The sequence below is a fragment of the Sphingomonas guangdongensis genome (assembly GCF_900199185.1).
Lineage (GTDB): Bacteria > Pseudomonadota > Alphaproteobacteria > Sphingomonadales > Sphingomonadaceae > Sphingomonas > Sphingomonas guangdongensis.
The window spans coordinates 429753-455013 of sequence record NZ_OBMI01000001.1; the positions used below are offsets into that span (position 1 = coordinate 429753).

Genomic DNA, 25261 nt, shown 5'->3' on the forward strand with positions numbered 1-25261 from the left:
GTGTTCAGGCCGCCTGCAGCTCGCGCGCGTCGGTGCGGGCGCGACGCTCGCGCATCATCGCGATGCGGGCGGCGTCCTCCTCGGCGAGCGCGCGGTAATAGTCGCGCTTGTTCTCCAGCCAGGCGAGCTCGAACGCGACCGCGTGGGCAATGCCGTCCTCGAACGACGCGCTCTCCGCGGCGGCACCGTCGAAGATGACCTTGCGGGTCTCGAACCGGTCGAGCCGCACCTGGCGGACCTCGCGAAGCGCACCCGCCGCCTCGACCGCGACCGATCCGCCGACCACCAGGTCCAGGTCATGGCGTCGCGCAGCCTCGGCGGTGACGAGCACCGCATCGGTGATCGCGCGGTCGTTGATCGCACCGCGCGGCAGGCCCTTCGACAGCGTGAAGTCGACCCGGCCGAACACGATCCCGTCGAGCCGCTCCGCCGCGAGCGGCAGCATGGCGTCGAGCTGCGCCAGCGCGCTCTCCGTCTCCAGGTTGAACAGGAAGTCGGTGGCGGTCGCCCCCTTGCCGTACACCTTGTCGCGCATGTCGGCGAACTTGGAGAGGGCGTAGGGTGTCTCCACCATTGGCGCGATGATGTAGTCGATGCCGTACAGGCGCGAGGCGCTGAGGTCGCTCACCGCCTCGCACCCGCCGATCTTCAGCGCGACCTTCAGGTCGGCGCGGCGGGCGAGGTCGAGCAGGCGCAGCAGCTCGTCCGGGCGCGTGCCCTCCGCCTCGAACTCGGCCTTGACGGCGACGACGCCGTAGTGGTCGCGCCCCTTCTTGAGCATGTCGAGCATCGCGCTCTCGGTGGGGTTCATGAGGGGCTCCCGAATGGTTAGCGTGGGTGTTTCGGGAGCAAGACGCGGCCATCGCAGCCATCCCGCAAAAAGTTCCGCGAATAAAATCGCGGTGTGCGACGAGCCGTGTTCCGGGTTCGGGCGCCCGACTCCGTTTGTGGAGCATGCGGATCGCCGTCGCCCTGCTGCTCGTGCTGCCGACCGCCGTGCCAGCGAACGAGGCGCCGCGCGTGTCGTCGGGCTTTGGCGCGCGCTCCGATCCCTTTCACGGGCGGCGCGCGGTGCACCAGGGCCTCGACCTGCCGGGCCGGGCCGGCGCGCCGGTGCTGGCGGCAGCACCGGGCGTGGTGCGCTTCGCCGGGCGGCGGGGCGGCTACGGCAACCTCGTCGAGCTCGCGCATCCCGATGGCAGCGCGACCCGCTATGCGCACCTGTCGGCGATCGAGGTACGGCCGGGTGACAGCGTCGCGCAGGGCCAGGTGATCGCGCGGATCGGCTCCACCGGGCGCTCGACCGGCAACCACCTTCACTTCGAATACCGGCTGGCCGGCGCCGCCGTCGACCCCACACCCTATTTCCAAGCCGGCAGCACCATGACCTTTGCCCGTCGGCGCGCGCCCGACATGCTTGAGCAGCCGCATCGCTCGCAATTTGCCGCGCTGCGCGACGCGGCGGAAGCGAACGCCGGGTTGCCAAGCGGGATCGACGTCGCACGGGCTCGCCCATGATCGCGCTGGCGCCTCGCCTCGACCCGATCGGGTGCTTGGCAACGCGGCCCCGCGGTGCTTTGCCGCGCGCGATGCAGGAGGAACGGGTCTTGAGCGGACTGGCCGGCGTGCTCGTCGCCGAGCGCGCGCGCCTGCTGCGCTTCCTCGCCGCGCGTGGCGCGGGCGACCAGGCGGAGGACGTGCTGCAGGACCTGTGGAGCCGGGTCGCGGAAGCGCCGCAGGCGCCGGTCGCCGATCCGGTCGCCTATCTGTTCCGCGCGGCGGAGAACCTGCTACGCGATCGCCGCCGCAGCACGCTCAGCCGTGAGCGGCGACAGACCGACTGGCAGGATGCGCACGTCGGCACGCATCAGGAGGCGGATGGAGAGCGCCTGCTGATCGCGCGCGAGCGGCTGCGCGAGGCGCAGGACGTGCTCGCCGCGCAGGGCGGACGGGTCGCGCACGTATTCCAGCGCTACCGGCTGGACGGGATCGGCCAGGCGGCGATCGCGCGGGAGCTCGGCGTCAGCCTGAGCTCGGTCGAGAAGGACCTGCAGCGCGCCTACCGCGCGCTCGCCGAGCTGCGGCGGAAATTCGATGAGGAATAGAACCGACGGAGGGGCGCCGTCTCAACAGGGAACGGACCATGACAGCGCGACCTGACGACCTGCCGGCAGACGAGGCCGCGCGCTGGGCACTGCGCGTGCGCGATCCCGCGTTCGCCGACTGGGACGGCTTCACCGCGTGGCTGGAGGCCGATCTCGCGAACAACGCAGCCTATGAGGCAGCGCTCGACGAACAGGAAGCCGCTGACGCGCTGTTCGACGTGACGCCGGCCCAACCGGTCGCGACCGCCCCCGAACGCGCGCCGCGCTGGCGGCTGCCGGCGATCGCGGCAAGCGTGGCATTGCTCGCCGGCGTGGGCGGCTGGCTGACGCTTGATCACGGGGCCGAGCTGCAGACGTACGAAACCAAGCCCGGCGAGCGGCGCACGGTAGCGCTAGCGGATGGATCGCGGATCGTGCTGAACGGCGGCACCCGCCTGTCGCTCGATCCCGATCGCCCGCGCGTTGTGGCGATGGCGAATGGCGAGGCGCTGTTCCAGGTCCGCCACGACGCCACCGATCCGTTCGTCGTCACCACGGCCGACGGCACCCGGCTGGTCGATGTCGGCACGATCTTCAACGTGGAGGTGAACGGCGGCGCGCTCGACGTCGGTGTGTCGGAGGGAGCCGTGGTCTACCGCGGCGTCGACCAGGCGCGGGAGGTGCGGCTGGACGCGGGCGAGATGCTGACCCGCGCCGCAACCGACGCTTCCCCAGTCAAGCGCCCGGTTGATCGCGAGACGGTCGGCGGATGGCAGACCGGCTACCTTCAGTACACCGACGCGCCCCTGCCGAGCGTCGCAACCGACCTGACCCGCAGCCTCGGCGTACCGGTAGCGGTGGACAGCGCGCTTGCCGACCGGCGCTTCTCCGGCACGCTGTCACTGGAGGGCGGCGCAGAAACGGTCATGCCGCAGATCGCGCCGGTGCTCGACGTGCAGCTGCGCCGCGCGGGTGACGGATGGACGATGACATCACGCGATGCGCGCCACCGCTAGCCTCCCGCTCGTCCTCGCAACGATTGTGGCTGCCGTGCCGGCGCAGGCGCGCGACCGCGCGGTCGCGATCGACGTGCCGGCGGGATCCGCGGGCGAGGCGATCCGCGTGCTCGGGCGGCAGGGTCGGGTCTCCATCGGCTTTCGGGACGCGCGACTGACCCTCGTCCCCGTGCGCGCCGTCCGCGGCACGCTGACGCCGCTCGCCGCACTCGACCGGCTGCTGAGCGGGACTGCCATGCGCGCGCGCCGGGTCGCTCCCTCCTCCTTCGTGATCGAGCGTGCGCCGACGCGTGCTCGCGTCGCCGCGACGCCGACGGCGCGCCCCCGTCCGGCTCCGTTGCCGGAGGATGAGCCCGTCGCCGCGGATATCGTCGTCACCGCCTCGAAACGTGGCGTGCCGCTCGATCTCTACGCAGGCGGCGCGCAGGTGATCGAGGGCGATCGGCTCTCGCTGGCGGAGGCGGCGCGCGGCACCAACCTGATCGAGTCGCGCGCCGCCAGCGTCACCTCGACCCACCTGGGGCCCGGCCGCAACAAGCTGTTCATCCGCGGCATCGCCGATTCCAGTTTTGTCGGCCCGACCCAGGCGACCGTCGGGCAGTATTGGGGCAACAGCCGCATCACCTACAGTGCTCCCGATCCCAGCCTGCGCCTCTACGACGTGAAGAGCGTGGAGGTGCTGGAGGGGCCGCAGGGCACGCTCTACGGTGCGGGCTCGCTCGGCGGGTTGGTGCGCGTGGTTCCGAACGCGCCCGATCTCGGCGTTGCGGGCGGGCACGTCTGGGCGGGCGCACAGGCGGTGCAGCACGGCGACGTGGGCGTAGACGGCGGTGCGGTGCTGAACCTGCCGCTCGTTTCCGACATGCTCGGCTTGCGCGTACTCGGCTTCGGCGGAGTCGATAGCGGCTATATCGACGATCGCGGCCGGGGGCTCGACGACGTCAATCGGGTGGTGACCGCCGGTGGACGCGCGACGCTCAGGCTTGCACCGGGCAACGGCTGGACGGTCGACCTGACCGGGCTCGGTCAGCGCATCCGCGGCGACGACAGCCAGTACGCCGACCGGGTCGAGGATGGCCTGTCGCGCGACAGCAGCATCGCTCAGCCGTACCGCAATGATTACTGGCTGGCCGACCTGGTCGTCCGCAAGAGCTGGGGCGCGCTCGAGTGGTCGTCGTCGATCGGCTACGCCAACCAGCGCGTGTTCGAGCAGTTCGAGGGGCCGGAGCTGTTCGACGTCTTCAGCCCCGGCGTGGCGCCACGCGCCGACGCGCCGCGGGCGGCGTTCACCCAGGACAACCGGATCGAGATGGTCACCGCGGAGACGCGGCTGTCGCGGCGCGGCGACGACGGCGGCGGTTGGCTGCTGGCGGCAAGCACCCTCGGCAATACCTCCCGGGTTGCGCGCCAGATGCGCGATCCGGGCATGCGCTCGCCGCTGACCGGCGTCCGCAACCGGGTGGAAGAGCAGACGCTCTACGGTGAGTATGCGATCGTGCCGCTCGCCCGCACCACGCTGACGCTCGGCGGCCGGCTCACCCGCACCGAGCTCGGCGGCGAGTCGCGCGACGTGCTGCGCACCGTGGCGCTGCGGGTCGATCCGAACGCCTCCAACCGCCGCGAGGAGACGCGCTTCCTGCCCTCAGCCGCGCTCTCCTGGCGGCCGAACGACAGCGTCACGCTGTTCGCCCGCTACCAGCAGGGGTTCCGCCCCGGCGGCATCGCGGTACGTCAGGATTATATCCAGCGCTTCGACGGCGACCGGGTGTCGACGGCGGAGGCGGGGGCGCGGATCGGCGGCAACGGCTTCGATCTGGCGCTGAACCTGTCCTACACGCGCTGGCGCGACATCCAGGCCGACATCGTTGATGGCTTCGGCTTTCCCACCACCGCCAACATCGGCGACGGCCAGATCTGGTCGGTTGGTGGATCGGGGCGCTGGCGTCCGGTGCCGGGGCTGGAGATCGACGCCGCGCTCTACATTAACGACAGCCGGGTGACGCGCACGGCCTTCACCATCCTGCCGGTCAGCACCGGCGCGATCGACGCATCGCGCCTGCCCAACGTCGCCGACCGAAGCGGGCGGCTCGGCTTCACCTACTCGGGCGGCCTCTCCGACCGACTATCCTTCGACCTGACCGGGTACGGCCGTTACATCGGCCAATCGTCGCTTGGTGTGGGCTCGATCCTCGGTCGGTTGCAGGGCGACTATCTCGATACCGGGCTGGAGCTGCGGGTCGGCGACGGGCGGCGCGGAGTGAGCCTGACGGCGACCAACCTGCTCGATTCGCGTGGCAACCGCTTCGCGCTCGGCTCGCCGTTCCTTATCCGCGACGAGCAGCACATCACCCCGCTCCAGCCGCGCAGCGTGCGAGTCGGAGTCGACTGGGTGTTCTGAAGATCAAACATGGACCGCTGTTGCTTACGGCGACTCTAGCGCGCTGACCTTTTCGGCAAGGTCATGAGCACAGACTGGACGACACTTTCTGCAATAGGCAAGCTGCCGTTTGGACAGGATGTACGGTCGGCCGATAACCCGTCTTTTGCCCGAAAGCGGACGGGCAGCCTTTTACCCAAAGCGGAAGTGAGTTGTTGCTTAAACAGGCGCGATGCCCTCCCGCCACAGTGCTCAAGACACCGAAAGCCGAAGTCGTCAAGTCGTTCTCGGTGCGTTCCATTTAGCGGCGACCAGGACCGCAGCAGGTTGTGCCCGCCCGCCGCCGCGATCTCCAGCGCGCGCCGGGCGGTCTCCTGGCCCTTCACCTGCGCAAGGTCCGGGCCGAACCCCGCCGCCACCGCCTCGCCCGGCACCGGTGCGCCGAGCAACTGCGTACCCTTCAGGTGATTGATCAGGCCGATCAGGTCGGCGGCGGCGAGCACCTCGATCGATCCCGCCCACGCCGCTTCCGACCCTTGCACCGCGGGGCAGATCAGCCCCTTTTCCTCGCCGCTCGCGTGCAGCGCGGCGAGGAGCACGCCCGGCGACGCGGCGATCCGCGCGTCGAGCCCGAGCTCCCCCACCACGACATAGTCGGCGAGCGCCTCGGCATCCACGACGCCCATCGCGGCCAGCAGCGCGAGCGCAATCGGCAGGTCAAAGTGCGATCCTTCCTTGGGCAGGTCGGCCGGCGACAGGTTGATCGTGATCCGCTTGGGCGGCAGCGCCAGCCCCATGGCGGCGATCGCGCCGCGCACCCGCTCGCGGCTTTCCGCCACTGCCTTGTCGGGCAGGCCGACGACCACAAACGCCGGCAGCCCCGCCACCAGCGTGCACTGCACCTCGACGCTGCGCGCCTCCAGCCCCAGATACGCCACTGTCGAGACGATCGCGACCAAGCGCCTGCTCCCCCTGCCCCGATTGACCTCATAGCGGAACATGGCGCGTACGGAAGTGTCTTGCAGGTGCAACACGGCGCGACCACATGAACGCGGGTGAGTCGACCGGCCGCCCGCCACCCCGCCCTCCGCGGCGCGTTCCTGATCGGCGGCGTCGTCCTGATCCTGCTGACCCCGGTCGTCGCGCTGCTGCCCGGCCCGTTTGGCATCTTCTCCTTCGCGGCCGGGCTCGGCCTGGTGCTCCAGAACTCGCTGTGGGCGAAGCGTCAGTTCGCGCGGGGCAAGCGCCGCTACCCGCGCGCAGGTGCGCTGGCCGACCGCGGGCTGCGTCGGCCGAGCGCCCGGCGACGGCGCGAACGCGACGCGGTGCGTTGACTTGCCCCCGCCACCTGCCTATGGGGCACGGCTGTTCGGCCGTCCGCCTGGGCGGCCTTTTGGCATCTGTATTTGCGGGAATGAACGATGAAGCGGACCTTTCAGCCGAGCAACCTGGTGCGCGCCCGCCGTCACGGCTTCCGCTCGCGCATGGCGACGCCGGGCGGCCGCAACGTGATCCGCGCCCGCCGCGCGCGCGGTCGCAAGAAGCTGTCGGCGTAAGCGCCCACGCGCTCGCGCGGCTCACCCGCCGCGCCGACTACCTCCTGGTAAACGGCGGACGCCGGGCAGCGATGCCCGGCTTCGTTCTTTTGGCGCGCCCGCGCGGCGACGACGACGCGACGGTGCGGATCGGCATCATCGTCTCCAAGAAGGTCAGCAACCGCGCGGTCGTGCGCAACCGCATGAAGCGCCGCTTCCGCGAACTCGCCCGCGCCGTGCTGCCGGAGCACGCCAGGGCGGGGACCGACTATGTCCTGATCGGGCGCGGCGGCACGGCGGAGCCGGACTGGCAGGCGCTCCAGACCGATCTGGTCAAGGCGCTGGCGAAGGTGCGGCGGTGAGCCTTACCACCCACCCGTTCGTTTCGAGTAGCCGTCGAGTAGCGCGTCAGCGGCTACTCGGTCGCTACTCGACACGAATGGTTGTTAGTTGGGTTGGCGCTTAGCGATGACTGCCCGCCTGCTCATCCTGCTCGCGCGCGGCTGGCAGCTCGGGCCGTCGCTGCTGCTCCCGCCCTCGTGCCGCTATTCGCCGTCCTGTTCTGCCTATGCAATCGAGGCGATCCGCCGCTATGGCGCCGCACGGGGCGGGTGGCTTGCCGCGAAGCGGATCGCGCGCTGTCATCCCTGGGGCGGGCACGGCCATGATCCGGTGCCCTGAGGCGATCTTGAGGAAACCACGTCGGTGAACAACGACAACAAGAACTTCGTGCTGTTCGCGGTGCTCGCGGCGCTGATCCTGTTTGGCTGGCCCTATATCGCACGCACGGTGTTCCCCGTCGCCAACCCGCCCGTCACGAAGATCGAGAAGGGCAAGCAGCAGCCGCTGCCGAACCCGGGGGCCGATCCGACTGCCGACAGCCCGGCCGCGCTCCGCGACCGCGCGCAGGTGCTCGCCGAATCGCCGCGGGTCCGCATCAACACGCCGACGCTTCAAGGCTCGATCAATCTGCGCGGGGCACGGATCGATGACCTGGTGCTGACCCGCTACAAGGAATCGATCGCCGCCAACTCGCCACCGATCCGGCTGCTCTCGCCGTCGGGTACGCGCGACGCCTATTTCGCAGGGTTCGGCTGGCGCGGCGTCGGCGGCTTCGCGCCGCCCGCCGCCGACACGGTTTGGCAGGCGACCGGGACCGAGCTCGCGCCCGGCCGCCCGGTGACGCTCGCCGCCAGCAACGCGACCGGGCAGCGCTTCGCAATTCGCATCGCGGTCGACGCGAACTACATGTTCACCGTCACGCAGACGGTTTCGAACGGCGGCGGCGCAGCGGTGCCGGTCGCCCCGTACAGCTTCGTGAATCGCAGCGGCGTTTCGAAGGATCCGGACAGCTGGACCATCCACACCGGCCCGATGAGCGCGCACAACGGCGGCGCGGACTACGATCTCGACTTCAAGGACCTGGATGAGGCGCCCGCGACCTACACGTCGAAGGGCGGCTGGTACGGGTTCAGCGACAAATACTGGCTGACCGCGGCCATTCCCGACCAGGCTGCGGACGTGACCGCGCAGTTCCGCGGCGGCGCGAACAAGAGCTACCAGGCCGACTACACCGTTGCGCCGAAGTCGCTGGCGCCGGGAGCCGCGCTGACCACCACCGCGCGGTTCTTCGCGGGCGCGAAGGAAGTCGACCTGCTCGACGGGTACGAGGACACGCTCGGCATCACCCACTTCGGCAAGGCGATCGACTGGGGCTGGTTCGAAGTCATCATGAAGCCGATCTTCCAGTACCTGCACTGGCTGTTCGGCGTGCTCGGCAACTTCGGTGTCGCGATCATCCTGCTGACCTTCACCGTTCGCCTCATCATGTTCCCGATCGCGCAGCGGCAGTTCGCCTCCATGGCCTCCATGCGCGCGATCCAGCCCAAGCTGAAGGCGCTGCAGGAGCGCTACAAGGACGACAAGCCGCGCCTCCAGCAGGAGATGATGGCGCTGTACAAGACGGAAAAGGTGAACCCGCTCGCCGGCTGCGCGCCGACCCTGCTCCAGATCCCGATCTTCTACGCGCTGTACAAGGTGCTCATGCTGACGATCGAGATGCGGCACCAGCCGTTCGTCGCGTGGATCAAGGACCTGTCGGCGCCCGACCCGCTGACCCCAGTCAACCTGTTCGGGCTGCTCGCCTTCACGCCGCCGGCGTTCATCGCGATCGGCGTGATCCCGATCCTGCTCGGCATCTCCATGTACTTCCAGTTCAAGCTCAACCCCGCGCCGATGGACGACGTCCAGAAGCAGGTGTTCGCGCTGATGCCGTGGGTGCTGATGTTCGTCATGGCGCCGTTCGCGGTCGGGCTGCAGGTCTACTGGATCACGTCCAACGTCCTGACGATCCTGCAGCAGCAGTGGCTCTACTCGAAGCATCCGGCGCTGAAGACGGCTCCGGCAAAGTGAGCGAGACCTTTGACCCGGAGCTGGTGGAGGCCGCGCGCAAGGCCTTTGCCGGCCCGGTCGGCTTCCTGAAGTCGGCGCCTTCCCTCAACTTCCTGCCCGACATGACGGTGCCGGAAGTGGCATTTGCCGGGCGGTCGAACGTCGGCAAGTCGTCGCTGCTGAACGCGCTGACCAACCGCAACGGCCTTGCGCGCACGTCGAACACGCCCGGCCGGACGCAGGAGCTGAACTTCTTCGACGTCGGCGATCCGCCGCGCTTTCGGCTGGTCGACATGCCGGGCTACGGCTTCGCCGAGGCGCCCAAGGATCTGGTCAAGAAGTGGCGCTTCCTGGTTAACGACTTCCTGCGCGGGCGGGCGGTGCTGAAGCGGGCGTTGGTGCTGATCGACAGCAGACACGGGATCAAGCCAGTCGACCGCGAGATCATGGACATGCTGGACGGCGCCGCCGTCAGCTACCGCCTGGTCCTCACCAAGGCCGACAAGGTCAAGGCGAGCGCGCTCGCCGAGGTGACCGAGCGCACCGCCGCCGAAGTCCGCACGCGTCCGGCCGCGCACCCCGACATCATCCCGACGTCGAGCGAGGGCGGGCTCGGCATCCCCGAGCTGCGCGCTGCGGTGCTGGAGGCGGTCGGCTAGGATTCCGGCGCTGGACGGAGGCGGTCGGCTCCCCTACCCCTCGCGCCCATGCTCAAGCTCTTCATCGGTAACAAGGCCTATTCCTCCTGGTCGCTGCGCGGCTGGCTCGCGTGCAAGCAGTCGGGTCTGCCGTTCGAGGAGATCGTGGTCCCGCTCTACGATTCGGAGTGGGAACAGCGGCGCGCGGGTGACGAGTTCGCGCCCTCCTCCGGCAAGGTGCCGATCCTGTGGGACGGCGACTGCGTGGTGTGGGACAGCCTGGCCATTGTCGAGTTCCTCAACGAGGCGACCGGCGGCACGCGCTTCTGGCCGGAGGACCGCGCCGCGCGCGCGATGGCGCGCTCGATGGCGGCGGAAATGCACTCGAGCTTCGCCGCGCTCCGCCGCAAGCACAGCATGAACGTGCGCCAGGTCTATTCGGCAAAGACGCCCGACGACGACGTGCTCGCCGACCTAAACCGCATCATGGAGCTGTGGGCGCAGGCCCGCGCGCGGTTCGGTGGCGAGGGTCAGTTCCTGTTCGGCGAGTTCGGCGCGGCCGACATCATGTTCGCCCCCGTCGTGACGCGGCTGATCACCTACTCTTTGCCCGTCGCCCGCTTCGCGCCCGCCTACATGAACGCGGTGCTCCAGCACCCCTTCATTCAGGACTGGATCGCGGCCGCGCAGGAGGAGGAATGGGTGCTGGAGCAGTTCGAGCAGCCTGCCGCCTGAACTATTTCTGCCGCGCAAAGGAACCGGCCCGGTCGCCGCCTGTTGCCGGGGAATGACCGATCAGCGTTCCAACGCCGTCAACTATCCCCTGCTCGCCCGGCCGCACGTGCAACTGCACGGGACGGTCGACGACGCCATGTACACGACCTTCAAGCAGCAGCTGCTCGCCGCGCCGCTCGACGGGCCGCTCGTGCTGTCGATCACCACGCTCGGCGGCGATCCAGAGATGGCGCGCGCGATGGGCGACGACATCCGCCTGCTGCGCGAGTACACCGGTCGCGAGACGCTGTTTCTGGGCAAGGTGGCGGTCTACTCGGCCGGTGCGACGCTCATGTCCGCCTTCCCCAACGACAAGCGGTTCCTGACCCGCGGCACGCGGCTAATGCTGCACGAGCGGCTGATGAGCTCGACGCTTCAGCTGTCCGGCCCACTCAGCGACCTGCCCGACACGCTGAAGGCCAAGCTCCACGAGATCGAGCATTCGATTCAGATCCAGGATGAAGGATTTGCCGCGATTGTCGCGGGTAGCCGCGTGACGCTCGACGACCTCAAGGAGCGCGCGCCGTCCAATTGGTACATCGAGGCGGAGGAAGCGCGCGAGCTTGGGTTGGTTTTGGACGTCATCTGACCTATATCGCAGCTGCGAGACGAAGCGCGCCTGCGAGCGGCTAAGCGGTTGACGATCGCCGCTCCTTGCGCTTTCGGGAACATCGCAGACGCGAAGGACGCAACAGATGGCCGAGTTCACCCTTCCCAAGAACAGCAGGATCACGGGCAAGGGCCGCGTGCACAAGGCACCGGCCGGGGCACAACGCGTCAAATCCTTCAAGATCTACCGCTACGATCCCGACACGGGTGAGAACCCGCGCTACGACACGTTCGAGATCGACCTGGACGATTGCGGCCCGATGGTCCTCGACGCGCTGATCAAGATCAAGGCCGAGCACGACCCTTCGCTCACCTTCCGCCGTTCGTGCCGGGAGGGGATCTGCGGTTCCTGCTCCATGAACATGGACGGCAAGAACGGCCTCGCCTGCACCACCGCGATCGAGGACATCAAGGGCGAACTGCGGATCACGCCGTTGCCCGCGATGGACGTGATCAAGGATCTGGTGCCCGACTTCACCCACTTCTACGCGCAGTACGCCTCGGTAAAGCCGTGGCTGCAGACGGTCACGCCGCCGCCCGCGGGCAAGGAGCGGCTCCAGAGTCCGGAGGATCGCGCCAAGCTTGACGGGCTGTACGAGTGCATTCTGTGCGCCTGCTGCTCGACGTCGTGCCCCAGCTACTGGTGGAACTCGGACAAGTTCCTCGGCCCCGCGATCCTGCTTCAGGCGTACCGCTTCCTCGCCGACAGCCGCGACGAGATGACCGGCGAGCGGCTCGACGAGCTGGAGGATCCGTTCCGCCTTTATCGTTGCCACACCATCATGAACTGCGCGAACGCCTGTCCGAAGGGCCTGTCGCCGGCCAAGGCGATCGCAGAGATCAAGAAGATGGAAGTCGAGCGGATCATTTGATCCGCGCGTGGGCAGCGTTCTCGACCGGTACAACGCGCTCGTCGTCGCGCGCGAGTTGCGCAGCGACCCCGAACAGGCGGCGGCGGCGAAGCGGCTTGATGCGCTCGCAACGGCGCTGGAGGCCGGGCCGCCGCGCCGCCGGCTGCTGGCGCGGCTGACCGGGCAGGCGGCACCGCCCCCGCGCGGCGTCTACCTGTGGGGCGGAGTCGGGCGGGGCAAGTCGATGCTGATGGACCTGCTGTTCCACAATGTCGCGATTGCCGAGAAGCGCCGTGTCCACTTCCACGAGTTTATGCTGGAGGTGCACGAGCGGCTGAGCATCGAGCGTCGGAAGGAGGCGGGCAACCCCGTGCCCCCTGTGGCCGCGGCGCTTGCCGACGGGCTGCGGCTGCTCGCTTTTGACGAGATGGTGATCAACAACACCGCCGACGCGATGGTGCTGTCGCGGCTGTTCACCGAGATGATGGGTTATGGGCTGACGGTCGTCGCAACCTCCAACCGACCGCCGGCCGAACTTTACAAGGACGGGCTGCAACGCGAGAGCTTCCTGCCATTCGTCGCCCTGCTGGAGGGGCAGCTCGACGTGCTGCCGCTCAATGGGCCGGTCGACTACCGGCTCGACCGGCTGGGCAAGGTGCAGACTTGGCTGGTGCCGATTTCGCCCGCCAACACCGCGACGCTCTCGGCCGCCTTCTTCCGCCTCACCGACTACCCGCCGGAGGACAGCGAGCATGTGCCGTCCGAGCAGTTGCGCGTGTCGGCAGGGCGTTCGCTACACGTGCCCAAGAGCCTGAAGGGCGTCGCCGTCTTCTCGTTCAAGCGGCTCTGCGGGGACGCGCGCGGTGCGCCCGACTATCTCGCGATCGCGCGGGCTTACCACACAGTGGTCCTGGTGGCGGTGCCGCGGCTCACGCCCGAGAACCGCAACGAAGCGGCGCGCTTCGTGACGCTGATCGACGCGCTCTACGAACACAACGTCAAGCTGCTGGCGATGGCCGACGCCGAGCCCGAGGCGCTCTACGTGGCGGGCGACGGCGCCTTCGAATTTGAGCGGACGGTCAGCCGCCTGCGCGAGATGGGCAGCGACGACTATCTGGCGAAAGGGCACGGCGCGGCGTAGGGTCGGACATGCGTCGGCTCGCCCCTGCCCTCGTCCTGCTGCTCGGCTCCTGCTCGCAGTGGACCGACGTCAGCGCGCGCTTCATCGGCGCGCGGTTGGCCTTCGTGGCCGTCAGCGGGAATGCGGTCGACTGTGTGCATACCCTGGCCGTCATCGACGCGAACACGCGCGAGGAGATGTGGGCGATTGGCCGCGCCGCCACGGGCGACTGCATCGCCAGCCTGCCGATCTGGTACGGCCAGTCCGCTGGTCCAGTCGTCCGGAAACGCCCGCTCGTGCCTGGACGTCGGTACGAGATCGAGGGTTCGGGCGCCGGCGGCAATCATCTGAGCGGCCGCTTCGTCATCACGCCGCTGGCCGGGTGGCGGATCACCGACGTGCCCAATCCGCCGCTTAATGATACTGCGGATAACTCGCAATAAGGCTATAGCATTAGCGGTTGCTCCGCTTCGGCAATACGCCTATGGGGCCTGCGAACTTTCGCGCGTCTGAGGATCGTTTCGGGCGCACCCACGCCCCAATCGGACGCAACAAGGAGAGTTGGCTTGGCTCGCAAGAAGATCGCGCTGATCGGCGCCGGCAACATCGGCGGCACGCTTGCGCACCTCGCGGCGCTGAAGGGTCTGGGCGACATCGTCCTGTTCGACGTGGTGGAAGGCGTGCCCCAGGGCAAGGCGCTCGATCTCAGCCAGTGCGGCCCGGTCGAGGGCTTCGATGCGACGATCACCGGCTCCAACGATTATGCCGACATTGCTGGCGCGGACGTGATCATCGTAACCGCCGGTGTCGCCCGCAAGCCGGGAATGAGCCGCGACGACCTGCTCGGCATCAACCTTAAGGTAATGAAGGCGGTCGGCGAGGGCATCGCTGCCAACGCGCCCGACGCCTTCGTCATCTGCATCACCAACCCACTCGACGCGATGGTCTGGGCGCTGCGCGAGTTCTCCGGCCTTCCCCACCAGAAAGTCGTCGGCATGGCGGGCGTGCTCGACAGCGCGCGATTCAGCCACTTCCTGGCCGACGAGTTCAAGGTGTCGGTCAAGGACGTCAACACCTTCGTGCTCGGCGGGCATGGCGACACCATGGTGCCGGTGCTCGAATATTCGACCGTCAGCGGCATTCCCGTCAGCGACCTGATCGCCATGGGCTTCTCCACCAAGGAGCGCGTTGACGAGATCGTGAAGCGCACCCGCGGCGGCGGCGGCGAAATCGTTGCGCTGCTGAAGACCGGATCGGCTTATTACGCGCCCGCGACCAGCGGCATCGCGATGGCGGAGGCGTATCTCCACGACCAAAAGCGCATCCTGCCCGCCGCCGCGCACCTGACCGGCCAGTACGGCGTCGACGACCTCTACGTCGGCGTGCCGGTGGTGATCGGCAAGGACGGTGTCGAGAAGGTGGTCGAGGTCAAGCTGAGCGACGAGGCCCAGCAGAACCTGCAGGTTTCGGTCGACGCGGTGAAGGAACTGCTGGTGGCGTGCAAGGGGATCGACGAAACGCTGAAGTGATATCCAGCCGTCACCCCGGCGAAGGCCGGGGTCCAGCTCGACGATGCAGCGGGAACAATGATTGGAAAAGCGCGGGTACGTCTACATGATGGCGAGTGGTCGAAACGGCACGCTCTACATCGGCGTAACCAGCGACCTGTTGAAGCGAACGTGGGAGCACCGTGAAGGTATCGCGGACGGTTTCACCAAGCGATACGGGTGCAGGACGTTGGTCTGGTTCGAGGCCCATGACCGCATCGACGATGCGATCCGGCGCGAGAAGCAGATGAAGGAGTGGCGGCGAGCGTGGAAGCTGCGCCAGATCGAGGCGAGCAACCCCGACTGGCAAGATCTCTACCCGACGCTGATGTAGCAACTGGACCCCGGCCTGCGCCGGGGTGACGGCTAAGAAGAGGGCCGACGCCGACATGAGCATCCTCGTCAATTCGAACACCAAGGTCATCACCCAGGGCATGACCGGGGAGACCGGCAGCTTCCACACCAAGGCGGCGCTGGAGTATGGCACGCAGATGGTCGGCGGTGTGACGCCGGGTAAGGGCGGGACCACCCACCTCGACCTGCCGGTGTTCGACACCGTGGCAGAAGCCGTTGCGAAGACCGGTGCCGACGCGTCCGTGATCTACGTGCCGCCGCCCTTCGCCGCCGATTCGATCCTGGAGGCGATCGACGCCGAAGTGCCGCTGATCGTCTGCATTACGGAGGGCATCCCGGTGCTCGACATGGTCCGCGTCAAGCGCGCGCTGTCGGGCAGCAAGTCGCGTCTGATCGGTCCGAACTGCCCGGGCGTGCTGACGCCGGGCGAGTGCAAGATCGGGATCATGCCCGGGTCCATCTTTTCCAAGGGTTCGGTCGGCGTCGTGTCGCGCTCGGGCACGCTGACCTATGAGGCGGTGTTCCAGACCACCAACGCGGGCCTCGGCCAGACCACCGCGGTCGGGATCGGCGGCGATCCCGTCAACGGCACCAACTTCATCGACGTGCTGGAGCTATTCCTGGCCGACGACGCGACCGAATCGATCATCATGATCGGTGAGATCGGCGGCGACGCCGAGGAGCAGGCCGCGCAGTTCCTGCGCGACGAGGCGAAGCGCGGGCGGAGCAAGCCGATGGCGGGCTTCATCGCCGGCCGCACCGCGCCCCCGGGGCGCCGCATGGGCCACGCCGGCGCGATCGTGTCGGGCGGCAAGGGCGATGCCGAGAGCAAGATCGCGGCAATGGAAGCGGCCGGGATCAAGGTCGCGGACTCGCCCAGCCTGCTGGGCGAGACGCTGGTGCAGGTGCTGAAGGGTTAACTTTAGAACGTCACCCCGGCGCAGGCCGGGGTCCAGAGCCACGCACGACTCGTTCTTGGCTCTGGATCCCGGCCTTCGCCGGGATGACGGGGTAGGTGCAAGATGGGCTACGAAGGCCAGGATTTCTCGGACATCGCCGGCGGCGTGAGCCCGGCGTTCGTCGACACGCTCTACGCCAAGTTCAAGGCCGACCCAGCGAGCGTCGAGCCCGGCTGGCGCGACTTCTTCGAGGGGCTGGAGGGCGTCGCCACCGGTCCGTCCTGGGCCAAGAAGAACTGGCCGCTGTCCGAGACGGATGCGCTCACCGCCGGGCTCGACCCGACGCAGATGGAGCCCGCGCCCAAGCCCGCGAAGGGCGGCGGCAAGCCTGCCCCCGCCGCGGCGGCGCCCGCGTCCGAGGACCAGATCCGCAAGGCCGCCGACGCGTCGATCCGGGCGATGACGCTCATCCGCACCTACCGCGTCCGCGGTCACCTAGCGGCGAAGCTCGACCCGCTCGGCCTCGCCAAGCGCGAGCTGCCCGAGGATCTCAAGACCGAATATTACGGCTTCACCGACGCCGACATCGACACGCCCGTCTTCCTGGGCGGCGCGATGGGGCTGCAGAGCGCCACGATCCGCGAGCTGGTCGACATCCTGCGCGCCAACTACTGCGGCAACATCGGCCTCGAATACATGCACATCGCGGATGTGGAGGAGCGCAAGTTCCTCCAGGACCGGATGGAAGGACGCGGCAAGGCGATCGAGTTCACGCCGGAGGGCAAGAAGGCGATCCTGTCCAAGGTGATCGCGGCCGAGGGCTATGAAAAGTTCCTCGGCAAGAAGTACGTCGGCACCAAGCGCTTCGGCCTGGACGGCGGCGAGAGCATGATCCCGGCGCTGGAGAGCGTCATCAAGTACGGCGGCCAGCAGGGCGTGCGCGAGATCGTGTTCGGCATGGCCCATCGCGGCCGGCTCAACACGCTCGCCAACGTCATGGGGAAGCCCTACCGCGCGATCTTCAACGAATTCTCGGGCGGGTCGTCCAACCCGGAGGATGTCGGCGGGTCGGGCGATGTGAAGTACCACCTCGGGACCTCCACCGACCGCGAGTTCGACGGGATCAAGGTCCACATGAGCCTGGTCGCCAACCCGTCGCACCTGGAGGCGGCGGACCCTGTCGTGCTCGGCAAGACCCGCGCGATCCAGACGCTCGCGAACGACTTGTCGGAGCACAAGGCGTCCTTGCCCGTCCTGATCCACGGCGACGCGGCCTTCGCGGGTCAGGGCATTGTTTGGGAGTGCCTCGGCTTCTCCGGCATCCGCGGCTACAACACCGGCGGCTGCGTCCACTTCATTATCAACAACCAGGTCGGCTTCACGACCTCGCCGCAGTTCGCGCGCTCGTCGCCCTATCCGTCCGACGTTGCCAAGGGCGTCCAGGCGCCGGTCTTCCACGTCAACGGCGACGATCCGGAGGCGGTGACCTTCGCGACCAAGATGGCGGTCGAGTTCCGCCAGCAGTTCCACCGCGACGTGGTGATCGACATGTGGTGCTACCGCCGCTTCGGCCACAACGAAGGCGACGAGCCGTCGTTCACCCAGCCGCTGATGTATGCCAAGATCAAGGGGCACCCGGGCGTCAGCAAGATCTACGGCGATCGGCTGCTGGCCGAGGGCGTCGTCGACCAGGCCTGGATCGACGCGCAGTGGCGCGAGTTTGACGAGAAGATGGAGGGCGAGTTCGAGGCGGGCGCCTCCTACAAGCCCAACAAGGCGGACTGGTTCGCCGGCCGCTGGTCGGGCCTTCACGCCCCCGCCGACGAGGAGAGCGCGCGCCGCGGCGTCACAACGGGGATCGACCAGCGCCTGTTCGACGCGCTCGGCCGGACGCTGACGGCGGTTCCGGACTCGATCACGATCCACAAGACGCTCGATCGCGTGCTCCAGGCCAAGCGCGAGATGTTCAAGACGGGCGCGAGCTTCGACTGGGCGACCGGCGAGGCGCTGGCGTTCGGGTCGCTGCTGTCGGAGGGCTACGGCGTTCGCCTGTCGGGGCAGGATTCTGGTCGCGGTACCTTCAGCCAGCGCCACGCGGTGTGGGTCGATCAGACCGACGAGCACAAGTTCGTGCCGCTCTCGACCGTCGAGCACGGCCGCTTCGAGGTGCTCGACTCGCCGCTCAGCGAGTACGGCGTGCTCGGCTTCGAGTACGGCTACGCGCTCGCCGACCCGAAGACGCTGGTGTTGTGGGAGGCGCAGTTCGGCGATTTCGTCAACGGCGCGCAGATCATGATCGACCAGTTCATCGCCGCGGGCGAGGCGAAGTGGCTCCGCGCCAACGGCCTCGTGATGCTGCTGCCGCACGGCTATGAGGGCCAGGGGCCGGAACACTCGTCGGCGCGGCCCGAGCGGTTCCTGCAGCTGTGCGCGGGCGATAACATGCAGGTCGCGAATTGCACCACGCCCGCCAACTACTTCCACCTGCTGCGCCGCCAGATGCATCGGCCGTTCCGCAAGCCGCTGATCGTCATGACGCCCAAGTCGCTGCTCCGCCACAAGCTGGCGGTGTCGAGCGCCGCCGACTTCCAAGGCGACAGCCACTTCCAGCGGCTCCTGTCGGACCCGAAGGCGCCGGCCGACGCGGACGTGCGCCGCCTCGTGCTCTGCACCGGCAAGGTCGCGTACGACCTGATGGAGGCGCGCGATGCGGCCGGCGACACCGACACCGCGATCATCCGGATTGAGCAGCTCTACCCCTTCCCCGGCGAGCCGCTGACCGCCCGGATCGACCGCATGACCAACCTGGAGGAGGTCGTTTGGGCGCAGGAGGAGCCGCGCAACAACGGCTACTGGTTCTTTGTCGAGCCGCTGATCGAGGAGGCACTCGCCGCGTCGACCTCCACCATCGCGCGGGCCCGCTACGCCGGGCGCGCGGCGGCAGCGTCGCCCGCGACCGGCCTCATGAAGCGCCACCAGCTGGAGCAGGGCGCGCTGATCGCCGACGCGCTCGGCCACAGCGTCCGATCCGAAGTACGTCGCGCTCGCGACAGCGAGGACCCGAAGACCGCCGGCAAGGCCGGGTCGTAGATGTAATGCGCCTGCCACCCCGGCGGAGGTTGAGGTGCAGGTGCGGTGAAGGGTGTAACGAAGCGCGGCGCTCGCCACTGAGCGTCTCGCAACTGGACCCCGGCCTTCGCCGGGGAGGCAGGAAGAGAGAATGTCGACCGAAATCAAAGTTCCCGTCCTGGGCGAATCGATCACCGAGGCGACGCTCGGCGAGTGGCTGAAGCAGCCGGGTGACAAGGTCGCCGCCGACGAGCCGATCGCGAGCCTGGAGACCGACAAGGTCTCGGTCGAGGTGCCCTCCCCGGTCGCGGGCGTCATGGGCGCCCACGGAGTGGCGGTCGGCGACACGGTGTCGGTCGGCGCGACGATCGGCGTGATCGAGGCGGGTGACGGCGCTGCCGCTGCCGCAGCGCCGGCGGCCGCTTCCGCCCCGACGCCCAGCCCCGCACCGGCCGCAGCACCGGCTGCCGCCCCGGTCGCCGGCGGCTACGGCAACCACGGCGAGGCTGCCCCGCAGGGTGACGCACCGGCCGCGCTCAGCCCGTCGGTCCGCCGCGCGGTGCTGGAAACCGGCGTTGATCCCGCGACGGTCCGCGGCACCGGCCGCGACGGCCGGATCACCAAGGAGGACGTGCTCGCCGCCAAGTCGACGCCCGCGTCGGCTCCCGCCCCCGCCGCGGCACCTGCCGTCCCTGCACAGGCCGCCACCAGCGGCCGCAAGGAAGAGCGCGTCAAGATGACGCGCCTGCGCCAGACCATCGCCAAGCGGCTGAAGGAGGCGCAGAACACCGCCGCGATGCTGACGACGTTCAACGACGTCGACATGACCGCGGTGATCGAGGCGCGCGCCAAGTACAAGGACCTGTTCGAGAAGAAGCACGGCGTGCGCTTGGGCTTCATGGGCTTCTTCGTGAAGGCCGCGACCATGGCGCTGAAGGACATTCCTGCCGTCAACGCCTCGATCGAGGGCGACGAGATCGTCTATCACGACTATGCCGACATCTCGGTCGCGGTTTCCGCGCCGAACGGGCTGGTCGTGCCGGTGATCCGCGACGCCCAGGACCTGTCGGTCGCGGGCATCGAGAAGACGATCGGCGACTTCGGCCGTCGTGCCAAGGACGGCACGCTCAAGATGGACGAGATGAAGGGCGGCACCTTCACCATCTCCAACGGCGGCGTGTTCGGGTCGCTGATGTCGACCCCGATCATCAACCCGCCGCAGTCGGCGGTGCTGGGCCTCCACCGGATCGAGGATCGTCCGGTCGTCCGCGACGGACAGGTCGTGGTGCGCCCAATGATGTACCTCGCGCTCTCCTACGATCACCGCCTGATCGACGGGCGCGAGGCGGTGACCTTCCTGGTCGCGCTCAAGAACGCGATCGAGGATCCGACACGCATCCTCATCGATCTCTGACGCAAGTGGAGTCGGTGCCGGTGGCGCGATCAGGTGCCTTGCGGACGGGTACGCTGGAGCATCAGCGTCGCGGCACCCGCCAGCACCGCCTCGCGCTGCTGCTCGATCCGCCAGCACGGCGCGGCATTGATCAGCCGCCGGAACGACTTGCGCGCGACGAAGCCGGCGTCGAACGCGCGCCGGGTCGCCGGATCGAAGGTGGGCAGCGAGCGGCCGTCCAGCATCACCCCGCTCCACGCGCCCGACGCGAGGATGAGGTTGGAGGCGAGGCGCCCCAGGATGTTGCCGCGGAGCTCCGCCTGCTGCGCCGGGCTCAGTTTCGCGAGCACGGCGGCGGCACCCGCCGTCCCCTCCCCGCCGATCAGCACCTGTTCGTAGGTGACCGGCCCGCCGAGCGGTGCGATCGCCTTGCACAGCGCGAACTCCAGGTCGTTCTGCGGCGCGAAGTCGCTGTGCCCGGCCTCCGCCTCCAGCACCGTCACATGGCCGTCGTGGACGTCGATGATCGCGGTGCCGATCCCGTCGGCCATGCTGATGAAGAGGTGGCGGCTGCGCCCGCTGAAATCGGGCAGGCCGACGCCGCGCACCGCCTGGCACGCCGGCATGCGCCGGATCGTCGCCCAGGCCTTGGCCGCGGTGTCGTTGAGGATCGTGACCGGACGCCCCAGCATCAGCGTGATGCCGTTGCGGGAAATGTTCCAGCGCGTCCGGACAACCGGGATCGCGTCGCCGACCGCCGCGCCCGCGATGGCGACGATCGCGTTCATGCCGTGCAGCGTCTGCCCGCTCTCCCGCTCGAAGCGGAGCAGCGCGTCGGTGAAGGTCGGCAGCGACGCCGTCTCAAAGGTGTAGAGCTTGTCAATCTCCGGCCGCGCCGGCGTGACGCAGGCGAGCCGCACCTCGCCCTGATGCGCGATATCGATCAGCAGCCAGCGCTCGTCCAAGTGCCCCTCCCCTTCGCGCCGCGGCATCCAGGGTGCCGACACGTCGATGGTAGGGCTAACATGACTTCATTCCCAAAGTCTTCACATTATCTTCGTTTTAGATGAGGCGACCTTCCATGGCTGACTATGATTATGACGTGCTGGTGATCGGCGCCGGCCCGGGCGGCTATGTCGCCGCGATCCGCGCCGCGCAGCTGGGCCTCAAGACTGCGTGTGTCGAGAGCCGGGAGACGCTCGGCGGCACCTGCCTCAACGTCGGCTGCATCCCGTCGAAGGCGATGCTCCACGCCTCCGAGTATTTCGACGCCGCGGCGAATGGCGCGATGGCGAAGATGGGCATCAAGGTGACGCCTGAGCTCGACCTGGAGGCGATGCACGGCCAGCGCCGCGACGCGGTCAAGCAGCTGACCGGGGGGATCGAGTTCCTGTTCAAGAAGAACAAGGTCGAGTGGCTGAAGGGGCACGCCGCCTTTGCCGGACCCGACAGCGTGACGGTCGGCGACCGCACCGTGCGCGCGAAGAACATCGTCATCGCGACCGGCTCCAGCGTGACCCCGCTTCCTGGTGTCGAGATCGACCAGAAGGTCGTCGTCGACTCGACCGGCGCACTCGAGCTCGGGGCAGTGCCGGGGCACATGGTGGTGATCGGCGGCGGCGTGATCGGGCTGGAGCTCGGCTCGGTGTGGCGGCGCCTCGGCGCCAAGGTCACCTGCGTCGAGTTTCTCGACCAAATTCTGCCCGGCTTCGACGGCGAGGTCCGCAAGGAATCGAACAAGATCTTCAAGAAGCAGGGGATTGAGTTCCGGCTCGGCACCAAGGTGACCGGTATCGCGAACGACGGGACCAAGGCGACCCTGACGGTCGAGCCCGCCGCCGGCGGCGAGGCATCGACGATCGAGGCGGATGCGGTGCTGGTGTCGATCGGCCGACGCCCGAACACCGACGGGCTCAACCTCCAGGCCGCCGGGCTCCAGGTCAACAATCGTGGCCAGATTGAGATCGGCCACGACTTCCGCACCTCGGTGCCGACCATCTGGGCGATCGGCGACGTCGTCCCCGGCCCGATGCTCGCCCACAAGGCGGAGGATGAGGGGATCGCGGTTGCGGAGAACATCGCAGGCCACACCGGCATCGTGAACCACGACGTAATCCCGAGCGTCGTCTACACCTGGCCCGAGATCGCCGGTGTCGGCCTGACGGAGGAGCTCGCCCGCGAGCGGGGCGAGGTCAAGGTCGGCAAGTTCCCGATGCTCGCCAATTCACGCGCCAAAACCAACCACGAGCCCGACGGTTTCGTGAAGATAATCGCCGACGCGAAGACCGACCGCGTGGTCGGCGTCTGGGCGATCGCCAGCGTCGCCGGCACCATGATCGCGCAGGCCGGCCAGGCCATGGAGTTCGGCGCCACCAGCGAGGACATCGCCTACACCTGCCACGCCCACCCGACCCACTCGGAGGCGATCAAGGAAGCGGCGATGGCGGTGCAGGGCAAGCCGATCCACATGTGAGATGCGAGCGCGGCGGACGCGTGATCGTCCGCCGCGCTTTGACCACTCAACTGCACTGGTCGGGTCGGTACCCGCTTGACAGTGCGTGGCGTCTCCTGCCGCATGTGAACAGTCGCGTCCGCGCCGCTCCGGCTGGTCGCATGGCGGGGAGATCGAGCATGTTCGACGTCGCGAGGACCATCCTGCATCGGCCGCGGGCGCTGGGGTTCGCCTGCGCGGTAGCCGCGGTGCTTCTCGGGCTGGTATACATGGCGATCGCCGGTGCGCCGACACGCTATCTCATCATCAACGCAGGCGCCCTGGTGATCGGTTGCGCGACGCTGCCGCTGCTCGACCTTGCTGTGGCGGGAGGGAGCCGGTCGCTGGGCGGGATCGTCGTCGCGATGGCAGCTGCGCTGCTCGCCACCGCGATCCTCGGACCTCAGGTCGAGGGAGCGGCGCGCTGGGTCGATCTCGGCGGCTTCGTGGTCCAGCCCAGCCTGGTCCTGTTGCCCGTGATGCTCGTGGCATTCGCGCGGACCCGCACCACGCTGGCGACCGGCGGGATCGTCGCCGCCGCGGCGGCGCTCGCGCTGCAACCGGACAGGGCGATGGCCGCGATGCTGGTCGTCGCCCTCGTCACGCTCGCGCTGCTCCGCCGAGACCGCAACGTGCTGATCGGGCTTGCTGCCGCCAGCATCGGCCTCACGGTCACCCTCGAGCGCGCAGACGCGCTGCCAGCGGTGCCCTATGTCGACCAGATCCTCTACTCGTCGTTCAACGTCCACCTCGCTGCCGGGCTGGCGGTGCTGACGGGCACGGTGCTGCTAGTGGTTCCGGCACTGTCCGGTTGGCGTCGCGATCCCGACTGTCGCGTGGACTACGCCGTCTTCGGCGCCGTCTGGTTCGTCGCGATCCTGGCCGCAGCGCTCGGCAACTACCCGACGCCGATCGTCGGCTATGGCGGAAGCGCGATCATCGGCTACATGATGAGCCTTGTCGCCCTGCCCCGGCACGCAGGGTCACCCGCAGCCGAAACTACAGCAAGCAGCCGCGGATCGGACCCGACGACGCCCGGCGGACACCTCCGCGTCGGCCTGGGCTGATCCGGCGCGACTCGGATCGCCGATGGTCGCCGTCAGCGCGGCTTTGCTCGCGACAGCCGCGCTGCGATCTCGGTGGCAAGGTCAGGATCGTCCTTCAGCCGGATCAGCGCAGCTTTCGCCTCCGGCCTCCTGGACCGCATGACATTACGCACCAAGAAGATCCTGCCTCTGCCCAGCGCGGGATCGGACAACAGGTCGATGAGGGTCGGCAGGTCTGCCGGGCGCGCCATCGTCGCGATCGCTGTGAAGACGCCCTCGGCCGCCGCCGACTGTAACTCGTGGCTCCGCAGTCTGCTGACGAGCGTGTCCCAGACAATCGGCCGAGCATCCTTCCGGCCCAACGCCCGACCGATCCATTCCAGGAGGTGCGGCCTGTATGGCCTTGCGAGATGCTCCAGCAGGACGGGGTAGACCCGCTCGTCAACGCTGGGCTGCTCAAGCAGCCGCCCAACCCAGCCTACGGTGCCCCCGCCCGCGCGAGATCAGCCAGCAGCGGCGCCTGCTCACGTCGCCGCTGCTCCGCGAGGACCGCATGATCCCGGTCCTTTGCGGCCCGCCTCGCCTGAAACGCGGGATCGGCATCCAGCTCCGCCATCGCTTCGGCGAGCGTCATGGCTCCACGCCGCGCCGTCATATTACACCGCTCACCGTGTCGCTCCCGCTGCGCTACCGAACCGGGTCGCGTGCCAGTTGAACAGGAAGCTGCGGTGCTCGGCCCAGGTCTGACCCTCCACCACCTCCCCGCGGAGGCAGGCGGCGGTATGATAGGGTCCCTTTCCATCCGAAGTGCGGAAGCTGACGCAGGTCCGACCGGGATCCGTCCGCCAGCGTCCGTTCTCGATCGCGCTGTCGTAGAAGCTGCCGGTCACCGTGCCGTCGGCCCCCAGCGCCAGCTTCATCGGCCTGGTGTACGGCTTTGCCGGATCGACCGCCAAATCGACGGTCCACTCGCCCGCCAGACCGGCGCCCGTCTGCGCCTGCGCGGCGGAAGCCGCCAGCATCAGCATCGCCGCCGTCACGAAAGATTTCATCTCCACCCTCCCTCA

At 68.5% G+C, this 25261-nt stretch carries 26 protein-coding genes and 2 pseudogenes; 22 read left to right on the forward strand and 6 right to left on the reverse strand.

Translation table 11 applies throughout. The features are described from left to right. Positions 1-4: 4 nt before the first annotated feature. Positions 5-811 carry an aldolase/citrate lyase family protein gene (locus tag CRO12_RS02005; protein ID WP_245858112.1) on the reverse strand — a complete coding sequence of 269 codons (807 nt, stop codon included), beginning with the start codon at positions 809-811 and terminating at the stop codon, positions 5-7. Positions 812-954: 143 nt separating this feature from the next. On the opposite strand from CRO12_RS02005, the gene CRO12_RS02010 reads away from it, so the two are divergent. The 4 genes from CRO12_RS02010 (at position 955) to CRO12_RS02025 (ending at position 5498) form a co-directional block, all read left to right on the forward strand. After that, entirely contained in the window at positions 955-1518 is a 564-nt protein-coding gene (locus CRO12_RS02010; RefSeq protein ID WP_097062348.1) for a M23 family metallopeptidase, read from the forward strand. Between the two features lie 89 nt (positions 1519-1607). Next, on the forward strand, positions 1608-2105 hold the full coding sequence (locus CRO12_RS02015) for a sigma-70 family RNA polymerase sigma factor (protein WP_425442976.1): 498 nt from the start codon (positions 1608-1610) through the stop codon (positions 2103-2105). 38 nt (positions 2106-2143) lie between these two features. Further along, positions 2144-3100 (forward strand): FecR family protein, encoded by a 957-nt coding sequence (locus CRO12_RS02020; protein WP_097062349.1) that lies wholly within the window; start codon positions 2144-2146, stop codon positions 3098-3100. Next, positions 3084-5498, forward strand: a complete 2415-nt coding sequence (locus CRO12_RS02025; RefSeq protein ID WP_097062350.1) for a TonB-dependent receptor — start codon at positions 3084-3086, stop codon at positions 5496-5498. The genes CRO12_RS02020 and CRO12_RS02025 overlap by 17 nt, the downstream gene beginning before the upstream one ends. Before the next feature lie 284 nt (positions 5499-5782). On the opposite strand, the pseudogene CRO12_RS02030 reads toward CRO12_RS02025, so the two are convergent. Continuing rightward, positions 5783-6436, reverse strand: a pseudogene (locus CRO12_RS02030) (magnesium chelatase domain-containing protein); the annotation flags it as partial. 96 nt (positions 6437-6532) lie between these two features. Between CRO12_RS02030 and CRO12_RS02035 the strand changes: the two are divergent. The 16 genes and pseudogenes from CRO12_RS02035 to odhB all read left to right on the forward strand — a co-directional run bounded on the left by CRO12_RS02035 (position 6533) and on the right by odhB (position 20678). Beyond that, positions 6533-6811 (forward strand): hypothetical protein, encoded by a 279-nt coding sequence (locus CRO12_RS02035; RefSeq protein ID WP_245858114.1) that lies wholly within the window; start codon positions 6533-6535, stop codon positions 6809-6811. 87 nt (positions 6812-6898) lie between these two features. Next, a complete protein-coding gene (rpmH, locus tag CRO12_RS02040) occupies positions 6899-7033 on the forward strand; it encodes a 50S ribosomal protein L34 (protein ID WP_055760664.1) in 135 nt (44 codons plus the stop codon). Positions 7034-7059: 26 nt separating this feature from the next. Next, positions 7060-7374: pseudogene (gene rnpA, locus CRO12_RS02045) on the forward strand (ribonuclease P protein component); the annotation flags it as partial. Between the two features lie 106 nt (positions 7375-7480). After that, complete coding sequence (gene yidD, locus CRO12_RS02050) at positions 7481-7693, forward strand: membrane protein insertion efficiency factor YidD (protein WP_097062351.1); 213 nt, start codon at positions 7481-7483, stop codon at positions 7691-7693. Positions 7694-7717: 24 nt separating this feature from the next. Next, entirely contained in the window at positions 7718-9424 is a 1707-nt protein-coding gene (gene yidC, locus CRO12_RS02055; RefSeq protein ID WP_097062352.1) for a membrane protein insertase YidC, read from the forward strand. Further along, positions 9421-10062 (forward strand): ribosome biogenesis GTP-binding protein YihA/YsxC, encoded by a 642-nt coding sequence (gene yihA, locus CRO12_RS02060; RefSeq protein WP_097062353.1) that lies wholly within the window; start codon positions 9421-9423, stop codon positions 10060-10062. Before yidC ends, yihA begins: the two co-directional genes overlap by 4 nt. 48 nt (positions 10063-10110) lie before the next feature. Next, on the forward strand, positions 10111-10776 hold the full coding sequence (locus CRO12_RS02065; RefSeq protein WP_097062354.1) for a glutathione S-transferase family protein: 666 nt from the start codon (positions 10111-10113) through the stop codon (positions 10774-10776). Positions 10777-10828: 52 nt separating this feature from the next. Next, positions 10829-11404, forward strand: a complete 576-nt coding sequence (locus CRO12_RS02070) for a ClpP family protease (RefSeq protein ID WP_097062355.1) — start codon at positions 10829-10831, stop codon at positions 11402-11404. 106 nt (positions 11405-11510) lie between these two features. After that, the gene (locus CRO12_RS02075; protein ID WP_097062356.1) at positions 11511-12296 is read left to right on the forward strand and encodes a succinate dehydrogenase iron-sulfur subunit; all 786 of its coding nucleotides are present in this window, start codon (positions 11511-11513) and stop codon (positions 12294-12296) included. Between the two features lie 7 nt (positions 12297-12303). After that, positions 12304-13416: a cell division protein ZapE gene (gene zapE, locus CRO12_RS02080; RefSeq protein WP_097062357.1), complete on the forward strand. Its 1113-nt coding sequence runs from the start codon at positions 12304-12306 to the stop codon at positions 13414-13416. An 8-nt stretch (positions 13417-13424) separates the two neighbouring features. Continuing rightward, the gene (locus CRO12_RS02085; protein WP_097062358.1) at positions 13425-13838 is read left to right on the forward strand and encodes a hypothetical protein; all 414 of its coding nucleotides are present in this window, start codon (positions 13425-13427) and stop codon (positions 13836-13838) included. A 123-nt stretch (positions 13839-13961) separates the two neighbouring features. Continuing rightward, entirely contained in the window at positions 13962-14924 is a 963-nt protein-coding gene (gene mdh / locus CRO12_RS02090; protein WP_097062359.1) for a malate dehydrogenase, read from the forward strand. A gap of 61 nt (positions 14925-14985) precedes the next feature. Continuing rightward, the gene (locus tag CRO12_RS02095) at positions 14986-15276 is read left to right on the forward strand and encodes a GIY-YIG nuclease family protein (protein ID WP_097062360.1); all 291 of its coding nucleotides are present in this window, start codon (positions 14986-14988) and stop codon (positions 15274-15276) included. Between the two features lie 55 nt (positions 15277-15331). Next, positions 15332-16216, forward strand: a complete 885-nt coding sequence (gene sucD, locus CRO12_RS02100; RefSeq protein WP_097062361.1) for a succinate--CoA ligase subunit alpha — start codon at positions 15332-15334, stop codon at positions 16214-16216. A gap of 102 nt (positions 16217-16318) precedes the next feature. Continuing rightward, positions 16319-19285, forward strand: a complete 2967-nt coding sequence (locus CRO12_RS02105) for a 2-oxoglutarate dehydrogenase E1 component (RefSeq protein ID WP_097062362.1) — start codon at positions 16319-16321, stop codon at positions 19283-19285. A gap of 130 nt (positions 19286-19415) precedes the next feature. Continuing rightward, complete coding sequence (gene odhB / locus CRO12_RS02110) at positions 19416-20678, forward strand: 2-oxoglutarate dehydrogenase complex dihydrolipoyllysine-residue succinyltransferase (RefSeq protein WP_097062363.1); 1263 nt, start codon at positions 19416-19418, stop codon at positions 20676-20678. A 29-nt stretch (positions 20679-20707) separates the two neighbouring features. Here odhB and CRO12_RS02115 read toward each other — a convergent pair whose 3' ends face one another. Then, on the reverse strand, positions 20708-21664 hold the full coding sequence (locus CRO12_RS02115; protein WP_179640815.1) for a glucokinase: 957 nt from the start codon (positions 21662-21664) through the stop codon (positions 20708-20710). A 74-nt stretch (positions 21665-21738) separates the two neighbouring features. On the opposite strand from CRO12_RS02115, the gene lpdA reads away from it, so the two are divergent. After that, positions 21739-23130 carry a dihydrolipoyl dehydrogenase gene (gene lpdA, locus CRO12_RS02120; protein ID WP_097062365.1) on the forward strand — a complete coding sequence of 464 codons (1392 nt, stop codon included), beginning with the start codon at positions 21739-21741 and terminating at the stop codon, positions 23128-23130. A gap of 158 nt (positions 23131-23288) precedes the next feature. Then, a complete protein-coding gene (locus CRO12_RS02125) occupies positions 23289-24215 on the forward strand; it encodes a hypothetical protein (protein ID WP_097062366.1) in 927 nt (308 codons plus the stop codon). 32 nt (positions 24216-24247) lie between these two features. Here the strand turns inward: CRO12_RS02125 and CRO12_RS02130 are convergent, their stop codons facing one another. The 3 genes from CRO12_RS02130 to CRO12_RS02135 all read right to left on the reverse strand — a co-directional run bounded on the left by CRO12_RS02130 (position 24248) and on the right by CRO12_RS02135 (position 25246). Further along, the gene (locus CRO12_RS02130; RefSeq protein WP_097062367.1) at positions 24248-24556 is read right to left on the reverse strand and encodes a hypothetical protein; all 309 of its coding nucleotides are present in this window, start codon (positions 24554-24556) and stop codon (positions 24248-24250) included. Positions 24557-24672: 116 nt separating this feature from the next. Next, complete coding sequence (locus tag CRO12_RS17860; RefSeq protein WP_179640817.1) at positions 24673-24828, reverse strand: hypothetical protein; 156 nt, start codon at positions 24826-24828, stop codon at positions 24673-24675. Positions 24829-24859: 31 nt separating this feature from the next. Next, positions 24860-25246, reverse strand: a complete 387-nt coding sequence (locus tag CRO12_RS02135; protein WP_097062368.1) for a hypothetical protein — start codon at positions 25244-25246, stop codon at positions 24860-24862. Positions 25247-25261 lie beyond the last annotated feature (15 nt).

Excerpts from the sequence above, each read along its gene's own strand:
- CRO12_RS17860 (WP_179640817.1), bottom strand. The coding sequence starts at position 24,828 with ATGACGCTCGCCGAAGCGATGGCGGAGCTGGATGCCGATCCCGCGTTT.
- yidD (WP_097062351.1), top strand. The coding sequence starts at position 7,481 with ATGACTGCCCGCCTGCTCATCCTGCTCGCGCGCGGCTGGCAGCTCGGG.
- CRO12_RS02070 (WP_097062355.1), top strand. The coding sequence starts at position 10,829 with ATGACCGATCAGCGTTCCAACGCCGTCAACTATCCCCTGCTCGCCCGG.
- CRO12_RS02020 (WP_097062349.1), top strand. The coding sequence starts at position 2,144 with ATGACAGCGCGACCTGACGACCTGCCGGCAGACGAGGCCGCGCGCTGG.
- rpmH (WP_055760664.1), top strand. The coding sequence starts at position 6,899 with ATGAAGCGGACCTTTCAGCCGAGCAACCTGGTGCGCGCCCGCCGTCAC.
- CRO12_RS02005 (WP_245858112.1), bottom strand. The coding sequence starts at position 811 with ATGAACCCCACCGAGAGCGCGATGCTCGACATGCTCAAGAAGGGGCGC.
- CRO12_RS02125 (WP_097062366.1), top strand. The coding sequence starts at position 23,289 with ATGTTCGACGTCGCGAGGACCATCCTGCATCGGCCGCGGGCGCTGGGG.
- CRO12_RS02025 (WP_097062350.1), top strand. The coding sequence starts at position 3,084 with ATGCGCGCCACCGCTAGCCTCCCGCTCGTCCTCGCAACGATTGTGGCT.
- CRO12_RS02085 (WP_097062358.1), top strand. The coding sequence starts at position 13,425 with ATGCGTCGGCTCGCCCCTGCCCTCGTCCTGCTGCTCGGCTCCTGCTCG.
- CRO12_RS02105 (WP_097062362.1), top strand. The coding sequence starts at position 16,319 with ATGGGCTACGAAGGCCAGGATTTCTCGGACATCGCCGGCGGCGTGAGC.
- CRO12_RS02075 (WP_097062356.1), top strand. The coding sequence starts at position 11,511 with ATGGCCGAGTTCACCCTTCCCAAGAACAGCAGGATCACGGGCAAGGGC.
- CRO12_RS02065 (WP_097062354.1), top strand. The coding sequence starts at position 10,111 with ATGCTCAAGCTCTTCATCGGTAACAAGGCCTATTCCTCCTGGTCGCTG.
- lpdA (WP_097062365.1), top strand. The coding sequence starts at position 21,739 with ATGGCTGACTATGATTATGACGTGCTGGTGATCGGCGCCGGCCCGGGC.
- CRO12_RS02010 (WP_097062348.1), top strand. The coding sequence starts at position 955 with ATGCGGATCGCCGTCGCCCTGCTGCTCGTGCTGCCGACCGCCGTGCCA.
- CRO12_RS02135 (WP_097062368.1), bottom strand. The coding sequence starts at position 25,246 with ATGAAATCTTTCGTGACGGCGGCGATGCTGATGCTGGCGGCTTCCGCC.
- sucD (WP_097062361.1), top strand. The coding sequence starts at position 15,332 with ATGAGCATCCTCGTCAATTCGAACACCAAGGTCATCACCCAGGGCATG.
- odhB (WP_097062363.1), top strand. The coding sequence starts at position 19,416 with ATGTCGACCGAAATCAAAGTTCCCGTCCTGGGCGAATCGATCACCGAG.